The sequence below is a fragment of the Streptomyces ambofaciens ATCC 23877 genome (assembly GCF_001267885.1).
Taxonomy (GTDB): domain Bacteria; phylum Actinomycetota; class Actinomycetes; order Streptomycetales; family Streptomycetaceae; genus Streptomyces; species Streptomyces ambofaciens.
Genome location: NZ_CP012382.1, coordinates 683,360 through 700,915, shown reverse-complemented (window position 1 = coordinate 700,915; position 17,556 = coordinate 683,360). Strand labels below are relative to the sequence as shown.

Sequence of the window (17,556 nt, the reverse complement as noted above, 5' to 3'; positions counted from 1 at the left end):
CGTGCAGGCGGGCGGCTACTGCAGGGACTTCTTCAGGGCGGCGACCTCTTCGTCGGCCTCGCGTGCCGCCTCGGACGGCGAGCTCTGGCCGCTGGTCATGGCGCCGATGGCCTTCGGTACGGGCAGTTCGCCGTTGGTGGCGCCGACCAGGGCGCCCTCGCCCTGGGTGATGCCCCAGCGGCGCATGTTGCTGACGCCGTCGGCGAGCTGGTCGAGGAGGCTCTCGGGGAAGACCTCGTCGAGGGGCTTGCGGGTGTCGACCCCGATGTCGCTGGAGCGCCAGGCGTCGAGGTAGCGGCCGGGATCGGCGGCGGTCCCCTTGCGGACCGGGATCTTGCCCTCGGGAGCCATGCCGAACCAGGACTCGTAGCCGGTGCCCATCATGTACTCGATGAACTCGCGGGACGCGGCGGTCTCGGCCGTCTTGGTGGTCACCCAGGACGTGATCTCGCCGAACTGGGCCGCTTCCCGGGCGTCGGGACCCTGCATCGCGGTGACGATGCCGCTGTTGTCCGACAGGAACCGGGGGTCCTTCGCGCACTGGGGGCAACTGGGCAGGGCGTCCTTGCGCAGGCCGGCGAGTTCGTCCAGCAGGAAGGAGGACCAGATGACCATGGAGGACTGACCGGCGAAGTAGGTGGCGCGGGTGGAGTCCACGGTCTGGGTGCCCGGGGCGCCGTAGGTCCGGGCGAGGCGGTCGTACGTGCGGAAGGCGGTCTCGCACCGCGGTGAGGCGAGGGCGACCTCGTGCGCGTCGTCGACCAGTTGGCAGTCGTTGGCCAGGGCGAGGCTCTCGAAGCTCTGCGAGGTGAAGACGTCGCTCGGGTCGGTGGCCGCCGAGATGCCGTCGTGGCCCTTGGTGGTCAGCGCCTCGGCGGCGGCCAGCGTCTTCGCGTACGTGTCGGGGGCGGCCAGCGCCTTCTTCTCGAACTGGTCCTTGCGGTAGACCAGCAGCTGGAGCCACGCGTCGGACGGCACCCCGAGACTGGTGCCGCCGTCGGAGGTCAGCTCCAGCGCGTTGGCGTTGAAGGTGTCCCGGCCCAGCTCGCCGACGATCTGCTGCGGGATGTCGGTGTTCAGCAGCCCGTTGCTGTACATCTGCCACACCTGGCCCATGGGGGCCGCGCCGATGACGTCGGGCAGCGTGCCCGACGCCGCGGCCGACATGATCAGCTGGGGCATCTGCCCCTCGTCGACCCCGACGAGATGGACCTCGATCCCGGTCTTCTTCTCGAACGCGTCGACGACCTTCTGCGTCGCGGCGACGCGGTCGGGGAGGTTCTCCTGGGACCAGACCGTGATCTCACGGTCCGGCTTGCCGGGCCCGGTGCTGCCTGCGCAGCCCGAGAGCAGCCCGATCCCCAGGGCTGCCGTGACGCCGACCGCGGTCGTCCTCGACCGCAGGGTCCTGATGCGCATTGAGTGTCCTCGTTCCGGCTTACGTCTGCTCGTGACGCATCACAGCATCACTTTTGCTTGTTGACAAGACATAAGTTGCGGATATTGTCGACGCAACCGCAATCAGCAACCCTTCCGGAGCCACCCGTGTCATCCGTGTCGCCCGCGTCCTCCCCGGAGCGCGTCGTCCAGTTCACCGGCCCCCGACAGGTGGAGGTGGCCGAGCACGTCAGGGCCGACCTGCCGCCCGGCCACCTGCGGGTGCGCACCCGCTACTCGGGCATCTCGGCCGGTACCGAACTCACCGCCTACCGCGGCACCAACCCGTACCTGACCCGGACCTGGGACCCCGAGGCACGGCTCTTCCGTGACGGCGCGCCCGGCATCGAGTACCCGGTGGCCGGCTGGGGCTACTCGGAGGTCGGCGAGGTCGTCGAGGTCTCCCCGGAGCTGGCCGGCACCCCGGGAATGCCGGTCGCCGGCGACCTGGTGTGGGGCATCTGGGGGCACCGCAGCGAGGGCATCGTCCCCGCCGAACGCATGATCGGCCACACCCTGCCCGCCGGGCTGGAGCCGCTGGCCGGAGCCTTCGCCCGGGTCGGGGCCATCGCGTACAACGCGGTCCTCGCCGGGGACATCCACCTCGGCGAGGACGTCGCCGTGTTCGGGCAGGGCGTCATCGGTCTCCTCACCACCCGGCTGGCGCAGCTCAGCGGCGCCCGCGTCACCGCGGTCGACGCCCTCGACGGCCGGCTCGAGACCGCTCGGCGCTTCGGTGCCCAGCACACCCTCAATGCCCGCACCGACGCCGTCGCCGAACGCGTCCGCGAGGCCACCGGCGGTCTCGGCGCCGACCTCGCCATCGAGATCAGCGGCGCCTACCCGGCCCTGCACGAGGCGCTGCGCTCGGTGGCCGCCGGCGGACGGGTGGTGGCCTCCGGCTTCTACCAGGGCGACGGCATCGGACTGCGCCTGGGCGACGAGTTCCACCACAACCGGGTCCAGCTGATCTGCTCCCAGATCGGCGGCGTCCCCCCGCAGCTGTCGAACCGCTGGACGGTCGAACGCCTCCAGCGGACCTTCCTGCGCCTGGTCGCGGAGGGCCAGGTGGACGTCGACGCGCTGGTGAGTCACGTCGTCCCCGTCGCCGACGCCGCCGACGCCTACGTACTGCTGGACGAGCGGCCCGCGGAGGCGCTTCAGGTCGTCCTGGAGTTCTGAGCCGATTCCTGAGACCCGATTCCGGAGACCGGCTCCCGGAGACCGGCCGTGACCGACACTTCCGAAAGGCCCCTCATGCTCAAGACCGCGGTCCAGGAACAGCTCCTGCCCGGAGACACCCTGCAGGCCAAGTGGGACTTCGCCCAGCAGGCCGGCTACGACGCGATCGAACTGCGCGGCAAGGGCGACCTCCACTTCGCCTCCCGCCGCGAAGAACTCCGGCAGGCCCGCAAGGACGGCGTGGTCATGCCGACCGTCTGCGTGGACATGCTGCACTTCCTCGGCGCCTTCGACGAGGAGCTGCGCCGCGACGCCATCACCCAGATGAAGTCCCAGCTCACCGTCATCGCCGAGATCGGCGGCGTCGGCGCCCAGACCCCCGCCTCGTACGGCATGTTCTCCCGCCGGCTGCCCCCCTTCGAGCCGCCGCGCACCGAGACGGAGGACCGCGAGGTGCTCCTTGACGGACTGGCCGAACTGGGCGAGCACGCCCGCAGGGAGGGTGTCACGCTCTTCCTGGAGCCGCTCAACCGCTACGAGGACCACATGGTCAACCGGCTCGACCAGGCCGCCGACCTGATCCGCGCCGTCGGCCTGGACTCGGTCCGGATCGGCATCGACAGCTACCACATGAACATCGAGGAGACCGACCCCGCCGCCGCGATCCTCGCCCACGCCGACGTCATCGGCCACGCCCAGGTCTCCGACTCCAACCGCTTCCAGCCCGGCGCCGGACACCTCGACTGGCCCGCCTGGCTCGGCGCCCTGCACACCATCGGCTACGACGGACACCTCGCCCTGGAATGCCGGCTGACCGGCGACCCCGCCGAGGCCGTGCGCTCCGTCCCCGCCTTCCTGAAGAGGTCCGGCGCGTGAGGGCCGCCCCGAACCTCCTGGACCGGCCCGCGCCCACCGCGCCCGCAGACCTGACCCTGCGGCGCGGTGCGGCGCGGGTCCTCATCGACAACTGGACCGGCGCCTCCACGGTCCCCTCCCGCACCCTCTACCCGCACCAGTGGAGCTGGGACAGCGCCTTCATCGCGATCGGACTGCGCCACCTCTCGGTGCGCCGCGCCCAGCGGGAACTGGAGTCCCTGCTGGCCGCGCAGTGGGCCGACGGACGCGTCCCGCACATCGTCTTCAACCCCGCGGTGGCCGCCGACGCGTACTTCCCCAGCCCGGACTTCTGGCAGTCCTCCCGGGCGGGCCGGGCCGCGGGCGCCCCGGCGGCCGCACAGACGTCGGGCATCGTCCAGCCGCCGGTGCACGCGCTGGCGGCCTGGCTCGTGCACCTGGCCGACCCGGCCGAGTCCCGCCGCAGGGGTTTCCTCGCCCGTGTCCACCCCCGCCTCACCGCCTGGCACGACTACCTCCTCACCCGCCGCGACCTCGGCGGCGGCGGGCTGGCGGCCGTCGTCCACCCCTGGGAACCCGGCATGGACAACAGCCCCTGCTGGGACCGGGCCCTCCAGCGGATCGAGCCCAGCCCGCCCGACACCTTCCGCCGCGCCGACCTCGACCACGGCCACCCCGCCGACCGGCCCACCGACCTCGACTACGGCCGCTACGTCCGGCTGGCCACCGAGTACCGGGACGCCGGCTACGACGACCGCGTCGTACGGCACCGCTTCGCGGTGGAGGACCCGTGCTTCAACGCGCTGCTGGTCGTGAGCGAACTGGCCCTGGCCGCCATGGCACGCGAGATGGGCCTGCCCGCCCGGGGCCACACCGAGCGGGCCGCGGAGCTGACCCGAGCGCTCGTGGACCGCCTCTGGGACGAGGAGGCCGGGCTGTTCCGGGTACGCGACCTGCACACCGGCACCCCGGTCGACGAAGGAAGCGTCAGCGGCCTGATCCCGCTCCTCGTCCCGCACCTGCCGACAGACGTCGTCCGGCGCCTGCACACCACGCTGACCGGTCCGCGCTTCAGCGCCCCGGCCACCCGGCTGGTCCCCAGCTACGACCTGACCGGCCACGCCTTCGACCCCACCCGGTACTGGCGCGGCCCGGCCTGGTTCAACACCGCCTGGCTGATCGAGCGCGGGCTGCGCACCCACGGCCTCCAGCAGGACGCCGCACGTCTGCGCGCCGACTTCCTGGCCCGGGCGGGGCACTCCGGCTTCGCCGAGTACGTCGACCCCTCCACCGGAGCGGCCCGCGGCACCCGGCACTTCTCCTGGACCGCCGCCCTCACCCTCGACCTGCTGAGCGCCGACCCGAAGGAATTCACACCATGACCGCGGCCGACCCCCGCGTCCAGCTGGTGCGCGACGCCACGTTCGTCCGGCTCGGCGCCGGCGGTGAGATCAGCGGCACCCGCGGCTCGACTCCCGACGGGCTGTTCTTCCAGGACGCCCGGCACCTCAGCCACTGGCGGCTCACCGTCGACGGCACCGGCCCCGTCGGCCTGGTCCCGGCGACGGCGGAATCCGACGACTCCGCCGCCTGCGTGCTGACCCCCGAAGGCACCCGGGACCACCCGCCCGCGTACACCGTCTTCCGGCGGCAGAGCGTCACCGCCGGCACGCTCACCGAGCACCTGAGCCTGGTCAGCAACCGGCCCGACCCGGTCACCGCCCGCCTGGCCCTCACCGTCGACAGCGACTTCGCCGACCTCTTCGAACTCCGCGCCGACGACCGCGACTACGCCAAGCCCGGCGCGGCGTACGAGACCCGCGACACCGCCGACGGACTGCTCTTCGGTTACCGGCGCGACGACTGGCACGCCCTCACGGAGCTCACCTGCCGTCCCGCGCCGGACACCACCGGACCTGCGCAACCGGAGGCGCCGGCGTCCGCCACCGCCCGGACGCTGACCTGGCACCTGCCGCTCGACGCGCACGGACGGGCCGATCTGCACCTGACCGTCCGCGCACGTCCGCACGGAAGTTCCCGGCCCGCCGCGTCCGCTTCTGTCGCCTCCGCCTCCGCCTCTGACGCGTCCGGCGCCGAACGGCGTCCGTTCCGGCACGGCGGCGCGGCGGCGGCCGCCCCGGACGACCTGGCACGCACCGTCGAGCGTGGTCTCGCCGACATCGACCTGCTGACCATCCCGGTCACCGGTGTCGACGGCGACGAGGTGCACGTCCCCGCCGCCGGCATCCCGTGGTTCCTCACCCTCTTCGGCCGCGACTCACTGCTGACGTCGTACTTCCTGCTGCCGTACCGGCCCGCGACCGCGGCCGCCGTGCTCAGCGCGCTCGCCGCCACCCAGGGAGAGCGCCACGACACCTTCAGCGGCGAGCAGCCCGGCCGCATCGTCCACGAGACACGGCACGGCGAACTCGCCCACTTCCGGCAGGTCCCCTACGGCCGCTACTACGGCGCCGTGGACGCCACCCCGCTCTTCCTCGTCCTGCTCCACGCCCATCACGAGGCGACCGGCGACCCCACCCTGGCCGCACGCCTGGAACGGCACGCCCGGCGGGCCGTCGACTGGATGTTCACCGACGGCGGCCTGGAGACGCACGGCTACCTGGTGTACACCCCCGATCCGGGCGGACTGGTCAACCAGAACTGGAAGGACTCCGCGGGCGCCATCTGCTTCCGCGACGGTACCCAGGCCGAAGGCCCCGTCGCCGTCTGCGAGGCGCAGGGCTACGCGTACGACGCACTCCTGCGTACGGCCGAACTCGCCCTCGACGTCTGGGGGGACGAGGCGTACGCGCACCGGCTCCGCGAGGAGGCCGCCCGGCTGCGGGACCGCTTCGCGAGCGACTTCTGGATGCCGGAGGCGGACTTCCCGGCCCTCGCCCTGGACGGCGACGGCCGCCAGGTGGACGCGCTGGCCTCGGACGCCGGACACCTGCTGTGGTCCGGCATCCTCGACCCGGACCGCTCCCGCCGGGTGGGGCGGCGGCTGCTGGAGCCGGACTTCTTCTCCGGCTGGGCGATCCGCACCCTCGCCGCCGGACAGCGGCCCTACCACCCGCTCTCCTACCACCGGGGCAGCGCCTGGCCCCACGACAACGCGGTCATCGCCCTGGGGCTGGCCCGCCAGGGCCTGACGGCCGAGCTGCGCGCCGTCGCCGAGGGCCTCGTGGCGGCGGCGGCCCACCACGGGCACCGGCTGCCCGAGGTCCTCGCCGGCTACGACCGCTCCGCGACCGCCGCACCGGTCCCGTACCCCCACTCCTGCTCGCCCCAGGCGTGGGCGGCCGCCGCCCCGCTGGCCCTGTGGACGGCGCTGGGCCGCGAATCGGCCGACGACGAGGATTGGCATCGATGATTGGCATCGATAACATCCTCTGTCATAGTCGGTCGGGTCAACACCGGCTCCCTACAGGAGATCGATAACAGCGCGGGCCGGGCCGGGCACGACCACCGGAGCCGTCGAGTGACCCTCTCCAGCACCCCGCCCCCGACCGGCACCCCGCCCCCGACCGGCGCCGCGCGCCCGACGGCCACCCTGACGCACACCCACGGCGCGTTCCTGCGCCGGGGCCGGCCGCACCGTGTCCTGTCCGGCTCACTGCACTACTTCCGGGTCCACCCCGAGCAGTGGGCCGACCGCCTGGACCGGCTGGCGGCCCTCGGGCTCAACACCGTGGACACCTACGTCCCGTGGAACTTCCACGAACGCCGCCCCGGGGAAGCGCGCTTCGACGGCTGGCGCGACCTCGCGCGCTTCGTCCGGCTGGCGCAGCGCGCCGGTCTGGACGTGATGGTGCGGCCCGGTCCGTACATCTGCGCCGAGTGGGACAACGGCGGACTGCCGGCCTGGCTCACCGGCACCCCGGGCATGCGGCTGCGCGCCGGCCACCAGCCGTACCTCGACGCGGTCGCCCGCTGGTTCGACGCACTCGTCCCGCGGGTCGCCGAACTGCAGGCGGTGCACGGTGGTCCGGTGGTGGCCGTGCAGATCGAGAACGAGTACGGCAGTTACGGCGACGACCACGCCTACGTCCGCTGGGTGCGGGACGCCCTCGTGGACCGGGGCATCACGGAACTGCTGTACACCGCCGACGGGCCCACTCCGCTCATGCTCGACGGCGGCACCGTGCCCGGCGAGCTGGCGGCCGCGACCTTCGGCTCCCGGGCGGCGGAGGCGGCGGCCCTGCTGCGCTCGCGCCGGCCCGGCGAGCCCTTCCTCTGCGCGGAGTTCTGGAACGGCTGGTTCGACCACTGGGGCGAGAAGCACCACGTCCGCTCGCGCGACGGTGCCGCACAGGAGGTGGAGGAGATCCTCGATGCCGGCGGCTCGGTCAGCCTCTACATGGCCCACGGCGGCACGAACTTCGGGCTGTGGGCCGGGGCCAACCACGACGGGGGCGTCCTGCGCCCGACCGTCACCAGTTACGACTCGGACGCCCCGGTGTCCGAACACGGCGCGCTCACCCCGAAGTTCCACGCCCTGCGGGAGAGGTTCGCCGCCCTCGCCGGCCGGACGGCGCCCCGCGCGGCCCTGCCCTCCGATCCGCCCCTCCTTCCTCCGCGGACGCTCCCGGTGACCCGGCGGGCGGCCCTGCTGGACGCGCTGCGGGCCGCCGCCGAGCCGGTGGGCGCTCCCGTACCGCTCAGCTTCGAGGAACTCGGGCAGTCCGCGGGCCTCGTGCTCTACACCGCCCGCCCCCTCCTGCCCCGGGGACCGCAGGAGGTGACCGTGACCGGACTGCACGACCGCGCCCAGGTGTTCGTGGACGGCGCTTCGGCGGGCGTGCTCGACCGCGAGACGTCCTCGTTCACCGTGGCCGGCACCGGGGCCCGGATCCGGCTGGAGCTGCTGGTGGAGAACCAGGGGCGGATCAACTACGGGCCGCTGCTGGGCCAGGGCAAGGGCATCCTCGGCGGGGTGCGGGTGGAGCGCCGACTGGTGCACGGCTGGACCATGCACCGGCTCCCGCTGGACGAGTGGACACCGCGCGACATCGCCCGCGCCGTCTCGGCGGGGGAGCCCGGCGGCGCCGCCGGGTTCGCGCACGCGCGCCTGGACGTCGCCGAACCGGCCGACACCTTCCTCGCCCTGCCGGGCTTCGCCAAGGGCTTCGTCTGGGTCAACGAGTTCCTCCTGGGGCGCTACTGGGAGGTGGGCCCCCAGACCACGCTGTACCTGCCCCGGCCCCTCCTGAGACCCGGAGCCAACACCCTCACCGTCCTGGAGCTGGAACGGTTCGGTGACCACCTCGCCCTTCGGGACCGGCCCGAACTCGGACCGGCCGAGGAGTACGTCGAGACCTTCGACTGAGGGCGCCCCGGCCGTGCGGCACTACTGCGGGGTCGTGCGGGTCCGGTCCTGGTCGTAGGCGTGGGCGTGACGAGGGCACGCGGCGTCGTGCTCCGCGCCCAGCGAGGTCCACCACCGCTCGCAGCAGTCGGCGCCGAGGGGGACGCGGGCGGCGGCGGGACGGGTGCACTCCGGGCCGTGCACCATGCCGTCGGAGTGCCGCCAGAACGCACAGCACGGCTTGAGCACGGCGCCGAGCGGCCGCGGCGGCCGGGGGCGTGCCAGCCGCTCGGCCTGCAGCGCCCGTACGAGGCGGCGCCGGTGCTCCGCCCGGGCGCGGGCGGCGCACCAGGCGAACACGGCGGCGGCGTACAGGCCGGGCAGGGCGAGCCAGGGATGGTGGGTGGCCGCGTACCCGGCGGCGACGAGAAGCAGGGCGGTGGCGGCACCGCATGCACGTGCGGTGTGCAGGCTCGGGGTCACGGGAGCTCCCGCTGGTCGGCGACGGAGAGGGCCTTCGGGACATCCGTATGCCCCCTGTTCGCCGACGTACGTGCGCGGGTCGCCGCCCGGCCCCGCAGACCTGGCCTCGCTAGGACGGATCCGGTTCCCGCCCCCGGGGGCCTCGTCGGTCCTGCTCCTGCCCCTGCTCCTGCTCCCGCTCCCGCGCCTGGTGCCCCAGGGCCGCGCTGCGGCTCGTCGCCAGATGGTGCAGTACGAGGCCCTGCACCCGCTCGACGTCGCGTTCCGCGATCGCCCGGTACAGCGCCTCGTGTTCCAGCGCCACGCCCAGCAGGTCGTCGTGCTGGCCCATGAGCCACCTCAACCGACTGCGCAGGACGCGCTCGAGTTCGTTGAGCAGCTCGTTGGCGGCCAGGGAGATGACCGTCTGGTGGAAGTCGGCCGCCGCCCGGCGGGCCCGCACCGCGTCGCCCGCGCGGGCCGCCTCCAGTTCGGCGTCCACCGTCGCGCGGAGCTTCTCCAGCCCGGCGCGGGTGTGCCGCTGGGCGGCGAGCCTGAACCCCAGGGTCTCCAGACCCGAACGCACCTCGTCGAGATCGGCGATGTCGCTCGCGGTGAACTCCCGTACCACCGCCCAGGTGCGCGGTCTCGGCGTCACCAGGCCCTCGGACACCAGGGTCTTCAGGGCCTCCCGGACGGGCAGCCGGCTCACGCCGAGGGACTCGGCCAGCTCCCGCTCCACCAGGCGGCTGCCCGGCCGGCGCACCCCGTCGACGATCTCGTCGCGCAACTGCCGCGTGACCCGCTCGGACTCGGGCACGAAGCCCTGTGACGCAGCCATCGCCGTCCTTCGTCCGTCGTCCCGTTCCGAGGCCCCCGACCGCGCTGGTGCGGAGCGGAGTCGGCGGCCCGTCAGAATACCCCGCGACCGGGAACGACCGGGGGACGGCCGCCTGCCGGGGGACAGGGCAGGGGAGCGGTACGGGGGCGGCGCGCGCGTGTCAGCCGGCCTGCGGGGGCCAGTTGACGATCCGCTTGGCGCGCGGACGCGCGTACGTACGCACCTTGGAGGTGGACAGACCCAGACGGACCAGCGACTCGGCGATGGTCACGGCGGCGGCGACACCGTCGACCACGGGGACACCGGTACGCTCCACCACCCGCTCGGCGAGACCGGCCATGCCCCCGCAGCCCAGGCAGACGACCTCGGCCCGGTCGTCCTCGACCGCACGGGCGGCCTGTTCGGTGATGGCCTCGACGGCGGCCTGTTCGTCCCGTTCCAGTTCCAGCACGGCGAGGCCGCTGGCGCGCACGGAGGCGCACCGGGCGCTCAGGCCCGCCACCGCCAGGCGTTCCTCGATCAGCGGGACCGTGCGGTCCAGGGTGGTGACGACGGAGTACCGGCGGCCCAGGAACTGGGCGGTGCTGGCGGCGGCCTCGGTGATGTCGACGACGGGGACGTCCAGCAGTTCCTGCAGCCCCTCCCGGCCGTGCTCGCCGTAACCCGCCTGGATCACCGCGTCGAACGGTCCCGGGTGGGCGCGGACGGCCTCCATGACGGCGATCGCGGCCAGGTAGCTCTCGTAGTTGCCCTCGACGGACTCCGCGCCGAAGGCGGGTGTCAGGGGGACGATCTCGGTGCCCGGGGAGGCCGCGCGGGCCGCCTGCTCGCCGATCGCGTCGGTGATGGACTGCGTGGTGTTGACGTTGACCACGAGGATGCGCATGGGGTGGGCCTTCTGCTCGGACGGAGTGGTGCGCGGCGGCGGGGTCATTCCGCGGCGACGGCGATGGCCTCGCCGTCCACGTCGCGGATCGGGGAGGCGCGGTCGGCGATGGCCGCGTACAGGACGGCGGCGATGATCGCGCCGACGAACCAGGAGAACCCGGCCACCGCGTGGAAGAACGGCACCAGGGCGACGACCACGGCGATCGCCGCGGCGGGGACGAACGCGCCGACGGCCCGCGGGTTGTAGCCGCGGCGGTAGTGGTATTCGGCGCCCGCGTCCTCCGTGTAGAGGGCGGGCACGTTCACGCGTGACCTCCGCAGCAGCCAGTAGTCCGCCATGATCACGCCGAAGAGCGGCCCGAGCAGGGCGCCGAGCCCGCCGAGGAAGTAGTTCACGACGACCGGGCTGTTGTAGAGGTTCCAGGGCGTGATGACCAGGCCGAGGACCGCGCTCACCAGTCCGGCCCGGCGGAAGTCGAGCCGGTGCGGGAAGAGGTCGACCAGGGCGTAGATCGGGGCGACGAAGTTGGCCAGCAGGTTCACCGCCACCGTCAGGGCGCTCAGGGCGAGCGAGGCGACGGCCAGCAGGAACATGTGGGGGACGGTCCGGACGATGTCCGTCGGACTGGTGATGACGTGCCCGTCGAGGGAGAACTGGGCGCCGCTGAGGACCGCCACGATGCCGGCGAAGAAGAGCATGTTGACCGGGATGCCGATCACGTTCCCGCGCACGATGGAGCCCCGGCTGCGCGCGGACCGGGTGAAGTCGCAGAAGTTCAGCACGAAGGTCCCGTAGATCACGACCCACAGGGCGGCGGCCTGGAGCACCTGGAGCCACATGGCGCCGCCGGTGAGCGGGTCGCCGTCGGACAGGGAGATCGATCCGTCCGCGCGGACGAACATCCACACCGCGAGGGCGCACATGGTGAGCAGCGTGGTGGGCGCCGCGACGGCCATGTACCGGCGGATCATCTGCATCCCGTAGCTGACGATGAGCACCTGGAGGGCCCACAGGACCAGGAAGGTGATCCAGCCCAGCGTCGACTGGCCGAGCAGGGAGTTCGTGTCGAGGCGGGCCAGGCCGGGGTACAGGGCGATCAGCAGGGTGCTCAGCACCGCCGAGGCGAGGTACGTCTGGATACCAAACCATGCGATGGCCACGGCGCCCCGCACGGCGGCCGGAAGCTTCGCCCCTTTGATGCCGAACGCGATACGGCTCATGACCGGGAACGGCACGCCCGTCTTGTGGCCCATGAAGCCGGACAGCGTCAGCAGCAGGAAGAGCAGGACCGACGCGAGCGCGAAGGCGGCGAGGATGCCCCACACGTTCAGCCCGAGCGCGAACAGTCCGATGGCGAACGCGTAATTGCCCAGGCTGTGGACGTCGTTGGCCCAGAGCGTGAAGACGTTGTAGGCGCCCCAGCGGCGCCCTTCCCTCTTGGTGGGGGCCAGGTCGTACGTGTAGAGGCCGGAGCTGGTGACGGTGTCGCTGGTCTCCGCGGACGAGCGGCGGTCTTCCAGGGCAGTCATACGGGACTCCTGGGATCAGGTACGGGAGTTGGGGAGTTCCACAAAGCGGAAGCGCAGTTCCGACGGACTGAACGTAGTTTTCGCCGAACGACACCGTCAAGAGGTGAGCCCAAAAATGGAATACCATTTTCCCCGGCTGCGGCTGCGGCTGCGGCTGCGGCTCCGGCTCCGGCACCCGACCGGGCCGCTGCCACGGCGGCCTTCTCCTTCACGGGCACCCGCATCGCCCTGCTCTCCGTCAAGGACACCGGCAACGGCTACGCGGCCGTCGACGTCGACGGCGGCCCCGAGCAGCGGGTGGACTTCCACGGCCCGATCCGCGTCGGGGAAGCGGTGCGGTACACCAGTCCGCGGCTCGCGTACGGCAACCACACCCTGCGGGTCGGGGTGACGGGAGAGCGCAGCCCCGGCTCCGGGGCGTCGTTCGTGAGCGTCGACCGCGCCGAGGTCTACGTGAACGGACGCGACCGGCCGGCCCACCCGCACCCCGGCGCCGTCGGCCGCCCCGCACGTCAGCGCGGCCGCCGGCCCTCCGTGCTCTCCCTCAGGACGAGCCGGTGGGCCACGATGCGGTCCTGGGGCGAGAGCACGCCGGACTCGGCGCTCTCACCCGCGCCGTCCGGTCCCGTCGCCTCCTCGATGCGGTGCTGGAGCAACTGCACGGCGACCTTGGCCACGGCCGCCTTGTCGGGGGCCACCGTGCTCAGCGTCGGCACGGAGTACCGTCCGCCCTCCACGTCGTCGAAGCCGACGACGGCCACGTCCTCGGGCACCCTGACGCCGTGCTCGTGCAGGGCGCGCAAGGCGCCCAGCGCCAGCTGGTCGTTGAGGCAGAGCAGCGCGTCGGGCCGGGCCCCGCTCGCCAGCGCCCGCGCCACGGCCTCCGCGCCGTCGGGCATTCTGAACGAGCCGACCGGCAGCAGGGCGGCCGGATCGAAGGCGATGCCCGCCTCCTCGAGGGCGGCGCGATAGCCGCGGGTCCGGGCCTGGGCCGTCCCGAGGCCCGCGTCGTCCCGCCCGCCGACGGCGAGGACGGTACGGCGGCCGAGGCCGATCAGGTGCGCGGTCGCCTCGCGCGCGGCCCGCTCGTTGTCGATGGCCACGTGGTCGGCGCCCTCCTCCAGCAGTTCGCCGAGCAGCACGGTGGGCGGGGCGCCCGCGCGGTCGCGCAGGTCGTCGGCCGTCAGGGCGAGCGGGCTCAGGATGATGCCGTCCACGAAGGTGGAGCCGAAACCGGCGAGCGCCGCCAGCTCGTGGGCGCGGTCGGCCCCCGACTGGTGGATGAGCACGGTCAGGGAGCGCTGCTCCGCCTCGCGGATCACGTGCCGGGCCAGCTCGGCGAAGTACGGGACGTCGAGCTCGGGTACGACCAGGGCGATGATCCCGGTACGGCCCTTGCGCAGGTGGCGGCCGGCCAGGTTGACCCGGTAGCCGAGCTGTTCGATGGCCTCCCGCACGACCCGCCTCGTCCGGTCGGAGACATGGGCGTAGTCGTTGATGACGTTGGACACCGTCTTCTCCGACACCCCCGCGTGACGTGCGACGTCCTTGATCCTGGGCCGTGCCACCGAGACCTCCCTGCCTCATCCGCGCCGCCCGAGTCTATGTCCCGCCCTCCCGCGGGCCCGAGCGGAGGCCGAGGCGAGACCGATCTCCCGGTCGCCGCCGCACTTCCCCGGCCCAGCTCTTTACAGCCAATGTACATCGATGTAAAAACTAGCCACCGCATCAGCGTCCGGCCGTCGAAAGGTCCGCGATGAGTTCCCGTCCGCCTGCCCAGGAGATGTCGGCGGCGTCCGATCCCGTACGCCGCCTCAGCCGCCGTCGGCTTCTGCGTCACACCGTGGCCACAGCGGGAGCCCTGCTCGCCGCGGCCCCCCTGTCCGGCTGTGCTTCACCGGCCTCCGCCTCCGGGGCGTCCTCACTGAGCGTGTGGGACCTCTTCCAGGGCGGCGACGGCATGCTCATGGACGACATGATCGAGGCCGTGTCCCAGGGGGCCGGGGGCTTCGACGTGGACCGCACGATCCTGGACTGGGGACCGTCGTACTACACCAAGCTCGCGATGTCCGCCGCGGGCGGCCGCGCCTCCGACGTCGCCGCCATGCACCTGTCCCGGCTGGCGGGATACGCGCCCGGCGGTCTGGTGGACCCCTTCGACCTGGACCTGCTCGCCGAGTTCGGGGTCACGCACGAGGACTTCACCCCGGCCGTCTGGGCGCGGACGCAGCACGAGGGCACGGTCTACGCGATCCCGCTCGACGTCCACCCGTTCATCGTGTTCTACGACAAGGAGGCCGCGGAGACCGCCGGCCTGCTGGACTCCTCGGGAGAACTGGCCCCGATGGGGTCGCCCGAGGCCTTCCTGGAGGCGGGCAGGGCCCTCGCCGAGGCGACCGGGCAAGCGGGCATCCTGTTCGGCCACGTCACCGACACGGCGCAGAGCTGGCGCCTGTTCGCCGCCCTCTACGCGCAGACCGGTGCCGCGTTCACGCTGCCCGACGGCGGGCCCCCGAAGATCGACGTCGACGCCGCCGTACGCGTCGTGACGTTCATGAAGCAGCTCTTCGACGGCCGGACCAACCCGAACGACCTGGACTACAACGGTGCGCTGGCCGCCTTCACCAGCGGCCGAGGCGGCATGGCCATGCTGGGGGAATGGGAGCTGCCGACGCTGAAGAAGGCCGGCATCCCGCTGGGCGCCGCCGCCTTCCCCCAGGTCTTCGACCGACCGGCCGTCTACACCGACAGCCACAGCTTCGTCCTGCCGCACCAGAAGGACCCCGACCCGGCACGGCGCCGCGAGGCCCACCGGTACGTGGCGGAGATGCTCAAGCAGAGCCTCACCTGGGCGAGCGCCGGACACATCCCCGCCTACCAGCCCGTGCTCGCCGAACCCGAGTACACCGCCCTCGACCCGCAGTCCTCCTACGCCGAGGCCGCGAAGGCGGCGGTCCTCGACCCGCCCAACTGGTTCGTCGGCGCCGGCTCGAACTTCCAGAACCGCATGTGCCAGCCGCTCCAGTCGGCGCTGCTCGGCAACACGTCCGCCGAGAAGGCGGTGCGTCAGATGGTCCGCGAGGCGGACGCGCTGCTGCGGCAGCCCAACCCGGTGGCCTGACCAGGCCGGAGGAGTGACCGACGTGACCACCACCGCACCCATCGGCGCCGGGACACCGGCCGACCCACCCGCCGCCCGCCGGACCGGCGGGCGCGACCGAGCCGTCCTGCGCCGGATACGCACCACCCCGAGTACCGGGTTCGTCTTCGTCCTGCCCTTCCTGCTCGTCTTCGGCCTCTTCATGGTGTGGCCGGTCGTGCAAGGGCTGTGGATGAGCTTCACCGACACCTCGCTCGCCCTGCGCGACACCGCCTTCGTCGGTTTCGACAACTACACCGAGGCCTTGGGCGATCCGGACGTCTGGAGCAGTCTCGGCAACACGGTCTTCTTCACCGCCGTCTCCAGCGTGCCGCTGGTGCTGGTCGCGCTGGCGATGGCGCTGCTGGTGCACAGCGGACTCGCCGGACAGTGGGCGTGGCGACTGGCGTTCTTCGCCCCCTACCTGCTGCCGGTGACCGTCGTGACCCTCATCTGGACCTGGCTCTACCAGCCCGACCTCGGCCTCGGCAACCAACTCCTCACCACCCTCGGCCTCGACTCCGTCGGCTGGCTGTCCGACGAGTCCGTCGCCATGTGGTCGATCGCCGCCCTCACCGTGTGGTGGACGGTCGGCTTCAACTTCCTGCTCTACCTCGCGGCGCTCCAGTCCCTCCCGTCGACCTTCGACGAGGCGGCGGCGCTCGACGGGGCCGGCGCGTGGCGGCGCCTGTGGTCCGTCACCCTGCCGCAGCTGCGCAGGACGACCGCGCTGGTGGCCATGTTGCAGGTCCTCGCGTCGCTCAAGGTGTTCGACCAGATCTACATCCTCACCAAGGGCGGACCCAACGGCTCCACCCGCCCGGTCCTGGAGTACGTCTACGACGTCGGCTTCACCGGCTACCGGCTCGGATACGCCTCCGCGATCTCCTACCTCTTCTTCGCGCTCGTCATCGTCGTCTCGCTCGTGCAGCTCCGCCTCTTCCGCCAGGAGGACTGACCGTGTCCGCAACCGCACCCACCGTCCGCGCACGGCGCCGTCCACCCCGGGAAGCGGCCGGCTCCCCCCTGCTCCTCGGCCACGGCCGGCTGCCCCGCGTCCTGGCCGGCACGGCTCTGGCCGTCCTGGCGGCCCTGTGGCTGGTGCCCTTCGTGTGGGCGATCGCCACGTCGGTGCAGAGCGAGCAGGACGTCTCCACCCCCGGACTGTCCCCGCTCAAGGGCGCCTTCACCCTGGACGCCTACCAGCAGATCCTGGAACGCGGGAACGTGGCCGTCTGGGCCCTCAACAGCTTCCTGATCGCCGGCCTGGTCACGCTGATCACCGTGGTGGTCTCCACCCTCGCGGCGTACGGCTTCTCGCGCGGCACCTTCCGCGGTCGCCGGGCCCTGCTCGCGGTCACGGTCGCCGCCATCATGGTCCCGCCGCAGCTCCTGGTCGTGCCGCTCTTCGAGCAGATGCTCCTCTTCGGCCTGGTCGACACCTACGCGGCGGTCATCCTGCCCCAGGTCGTCGCGCCGATGATGGTGTTCATTCTCAAGCGGTTCTTCGACGGCATCCCCCGGGAGCTGGAGGAGGCGGCCCGCATCGACGGCGCCTCCGAGTTCCGGGTCTTCCGGTCGATCGTGCTGCCGCTCTCCCGGCCGATCGTGGCCGCGGTCGCGATCTTCGTCTTCATCGGGGCGTGGAACAACTTCATGTGGCCGTTCATCGTCACCAACGACCCCGGCCTGATGACCCTCCCGGTGGGCCTGGCCACCGTGAAGGACGCCTACGGCATCCAGTACGCGCAGTCCATGGCCTCCGCCCTGCTGGCCGCGCTGCCGCTGATCGTGGTCTTCCTCCTCTTCCAGCGCCGCATCGTCAACTCCGTCGCCACCACCGGCCTCGGCGGTTCCTGACCCTCGCCCGACCCGCTGTACACCCGGGACCGGCGCTCCCGCGCCGGCCCACCG

The 17,556-nt window shown here is 72.5% G+C and carries 14 protein-coding genes and 1 pseudogene; 9 read left to right on the top strand and 6 right to left on the bottom strand.

The annotated features are described in order from the left end of the window. Positions 1–15 precede the first annotated feature (15 nt). Entirely contained in the window at positions 16–1,419 is a 1,404-nt protein-coding gene (locus SAM23877_RS03105) for an ABC transporter substrate-binding protein (protein ID WP_053126671.1), read from the bottom strand. 126 nt (positions 1,420–1,545) lie between these two features. Between SAM23877_RS03105 and SAM23877_RS03100 the strand changes: the two genes are divergently transcribed. The 5 genes from SAM23877_RS03100 to SAM23877_RS03080 all read left to right on the top strand — a co-directional run bounded on the left by SAM23877_RS03100 (position 1,546) and on the right by SAM23877_RS03080 (position 8,803). After that, the gene (locus tag SAM23877_RS03100) at positions 1,546–2,619 is read left to right on the top strand and encodes a zinc-dependent alcohol dehydrogenase (protein WP_053126669.1); all 1,074 of its coding nucleotides are present in this window, start codon (positions 1,546–1,548) and stop codon (positions 2,617–2,619) included. Positions 2,620–2,694: 75 nt separating this feature from the next. Beyond that, on the top strand, positions 2,695–3,495 hold the full coding sequence (locus SAM23877_RS03095) for a TIM barrel protein (RefSeq protein WP_053126667.1): 801 nt from the start codon (positions 2,695–2,697) through the stop codon (positions 3,493–3,495). Next, positions 3,492–4,856 carry an MGH1-like glycoside hydrolase domain-containing protein gene (locus SAM23877_RS03090; RefSeq protein WP_053126664.1) on the top strand — a complete coding sequence of 455 codons (1,365 nt, stop codon included), beginning with the start codon at positions 3,492–3,494 and terminating at the stop codon, positions 4,854–4,856. Before SAM23877_RS03095 ends, SAM23877_RS03090 begins: the two co-directional genes overlap by 4 nt. Beyond that, positions 4,853–6,847, top strand: coding sequence for an amylo-alpha-1,6-glucosidase (locus SAM23877_RS03085; RefSeq protein ID WP_053126663.1), 1,995 nt, complete (start codon positions 4,853–4,855; stop codon positions 6,845–6,847). The genes SAM23877_RS03090 and SAM23877_RS03085 overlap by 4 nt, the downstream gene beginning before the upstream one ends. A 108-nt stretch (positions 6,848–6,955) precedes the next feature. Next, positions 6,956–8,803, top strand: a complete 1,848-nt coding sequence (locus SAM23877_RS03080) for a glycoside hydrolase family 35 protein (protein ID WP_079029989.1) — start codon at positions 6,956–6,958, stop codon at positions 8,801–8,803. A 21-nt stretch (positions 8,804–8,824) separates the two neighbouring features. On the opposite strand, the gene SAM23877_RS03075 is transcribed toward SAM23877_RS03080, so the two are convergent. From SAM23877_RS03075 to SAM23877_RS03060, 4 genes are all read right to left on the bottom strand, one after another. Beyond that, entirely contained in the window at positions 8,825–9,265 is a 441-nt protein-coding gene (locus SAM23877_RS03075) for a hypothetical protein (RefSeq protein ID WP_053126660.1), read from the bottom strand. 109 nt (positions 9,266–9,374) lie between these two features. Next, positions 9,375–10,085, bottom strand: coding sequence for a GntR family transcriptional regulator (locus tag SAM23877_RS03070; RefSeq protein ID WP_053126658.1), 711 nt, complete (start codon positions 10,083–10,085; stop codon positions 9,375–9,377). A gap of 160 nt (positions 10,086–10,245) precedes the next feature. Beyond that, complete coding sequence (locus SAM23877_RS03065; protein ID WP_053142110.1) at positions 10,246–10,971, bottom strand: aspartate/glutamate racemase family protein; 726 nt, start codon at positions 10,969–10,971, stop codon at positions 10,246–10,248. Between the two features lie 44 nt (positions 10,972–11,015). Continuing rightward, positions 11,016–12,503 carry an NCS1 family nucleobase:cation symporter-1 gene (locus tag SAM23877_RS03060; RefSeq protein WP_053126656.1) on the bottom strand — a complete coding sequence of 496 codons (1,488 nt, stop codon included), beginning with the start codon at positions 12,501–12,503 and terminating at the stop codon, positions 11,016–11,018. A 177-nt stretch (positions 12,504–12,680) separates the two neighbouring features. On the opposite strand from SAM23877_RS03060, the pseudogene SAM23877_RS41105 reads away from it, so the two are divergent. Then, positions 12,681–12,962, top strand: a pseudogene (locus SAM23877_RS41105) (hydrolase); the annotation flags it as partial. 53 nt (positions 12,963–13,015) lie between these two features. Here SAM23877_RS41105 and SAM23877_RS03055 read toward each other — a convergent pair. Next, on the bottom strand, positions 13,016–14,071 hold the full coding sequence (locus tag SAM23877_RS03055; protein ID WP_053126654.1) for a LacI family DNA-binding transcriptional regulator: 1,056 nt from the start codon (positions 14,069–14,071) through the stop codon (positions 13,016–13,018). Positions 14,072–14,259: 188 nt separating this feature from the next. Between SAM23877_RS03055 and SAM23877_RS03050 the strand changes: the two genes are divergently transcribed. From SAM23877_RS03050 to SAM23877_RS03040, 3 genes are read left to right on the top strand one after another with little or no spacing between them, the layout of a single operon-like run. After that, positions 14,260–15,624, top strand: coding sequence for an extracellular solute-binding protein (locus SAM23877_RS03050; protein WP_053126652.1), 1,365 nt, complete (start codon positions 14,260–14,262; stop codon positions 15,622–15,624). 22 nt (positions 15,625–15,646) lie between these two features. Next, positions 15,647–16,600: a carbohydrate ABC transporter permease gene (locus SAM23877_RS03045; RefSeq protein WP_053142108.1), complete on the top strand. Its 954-nt coding sequence runs from the start codon at positions 15,647–15,649 to the stop codon at positions 16,598–16,600. A 2-nt stretch (positions 16,601–16,602) separates the two neighbouring features. After that, positions 16,603–17,502, top strand: coding sequence for a carbohydrate ABC transporter permease (locus SAM23877_RS03040; protein ID WP_053126650.1), 900 nt, complete (start codon positions 16,603–16,605; stop codon positions 17,500–17,502). The last annotated feature ends 54 nt before the right edge of the window (positions 17,503–17,556 follow it).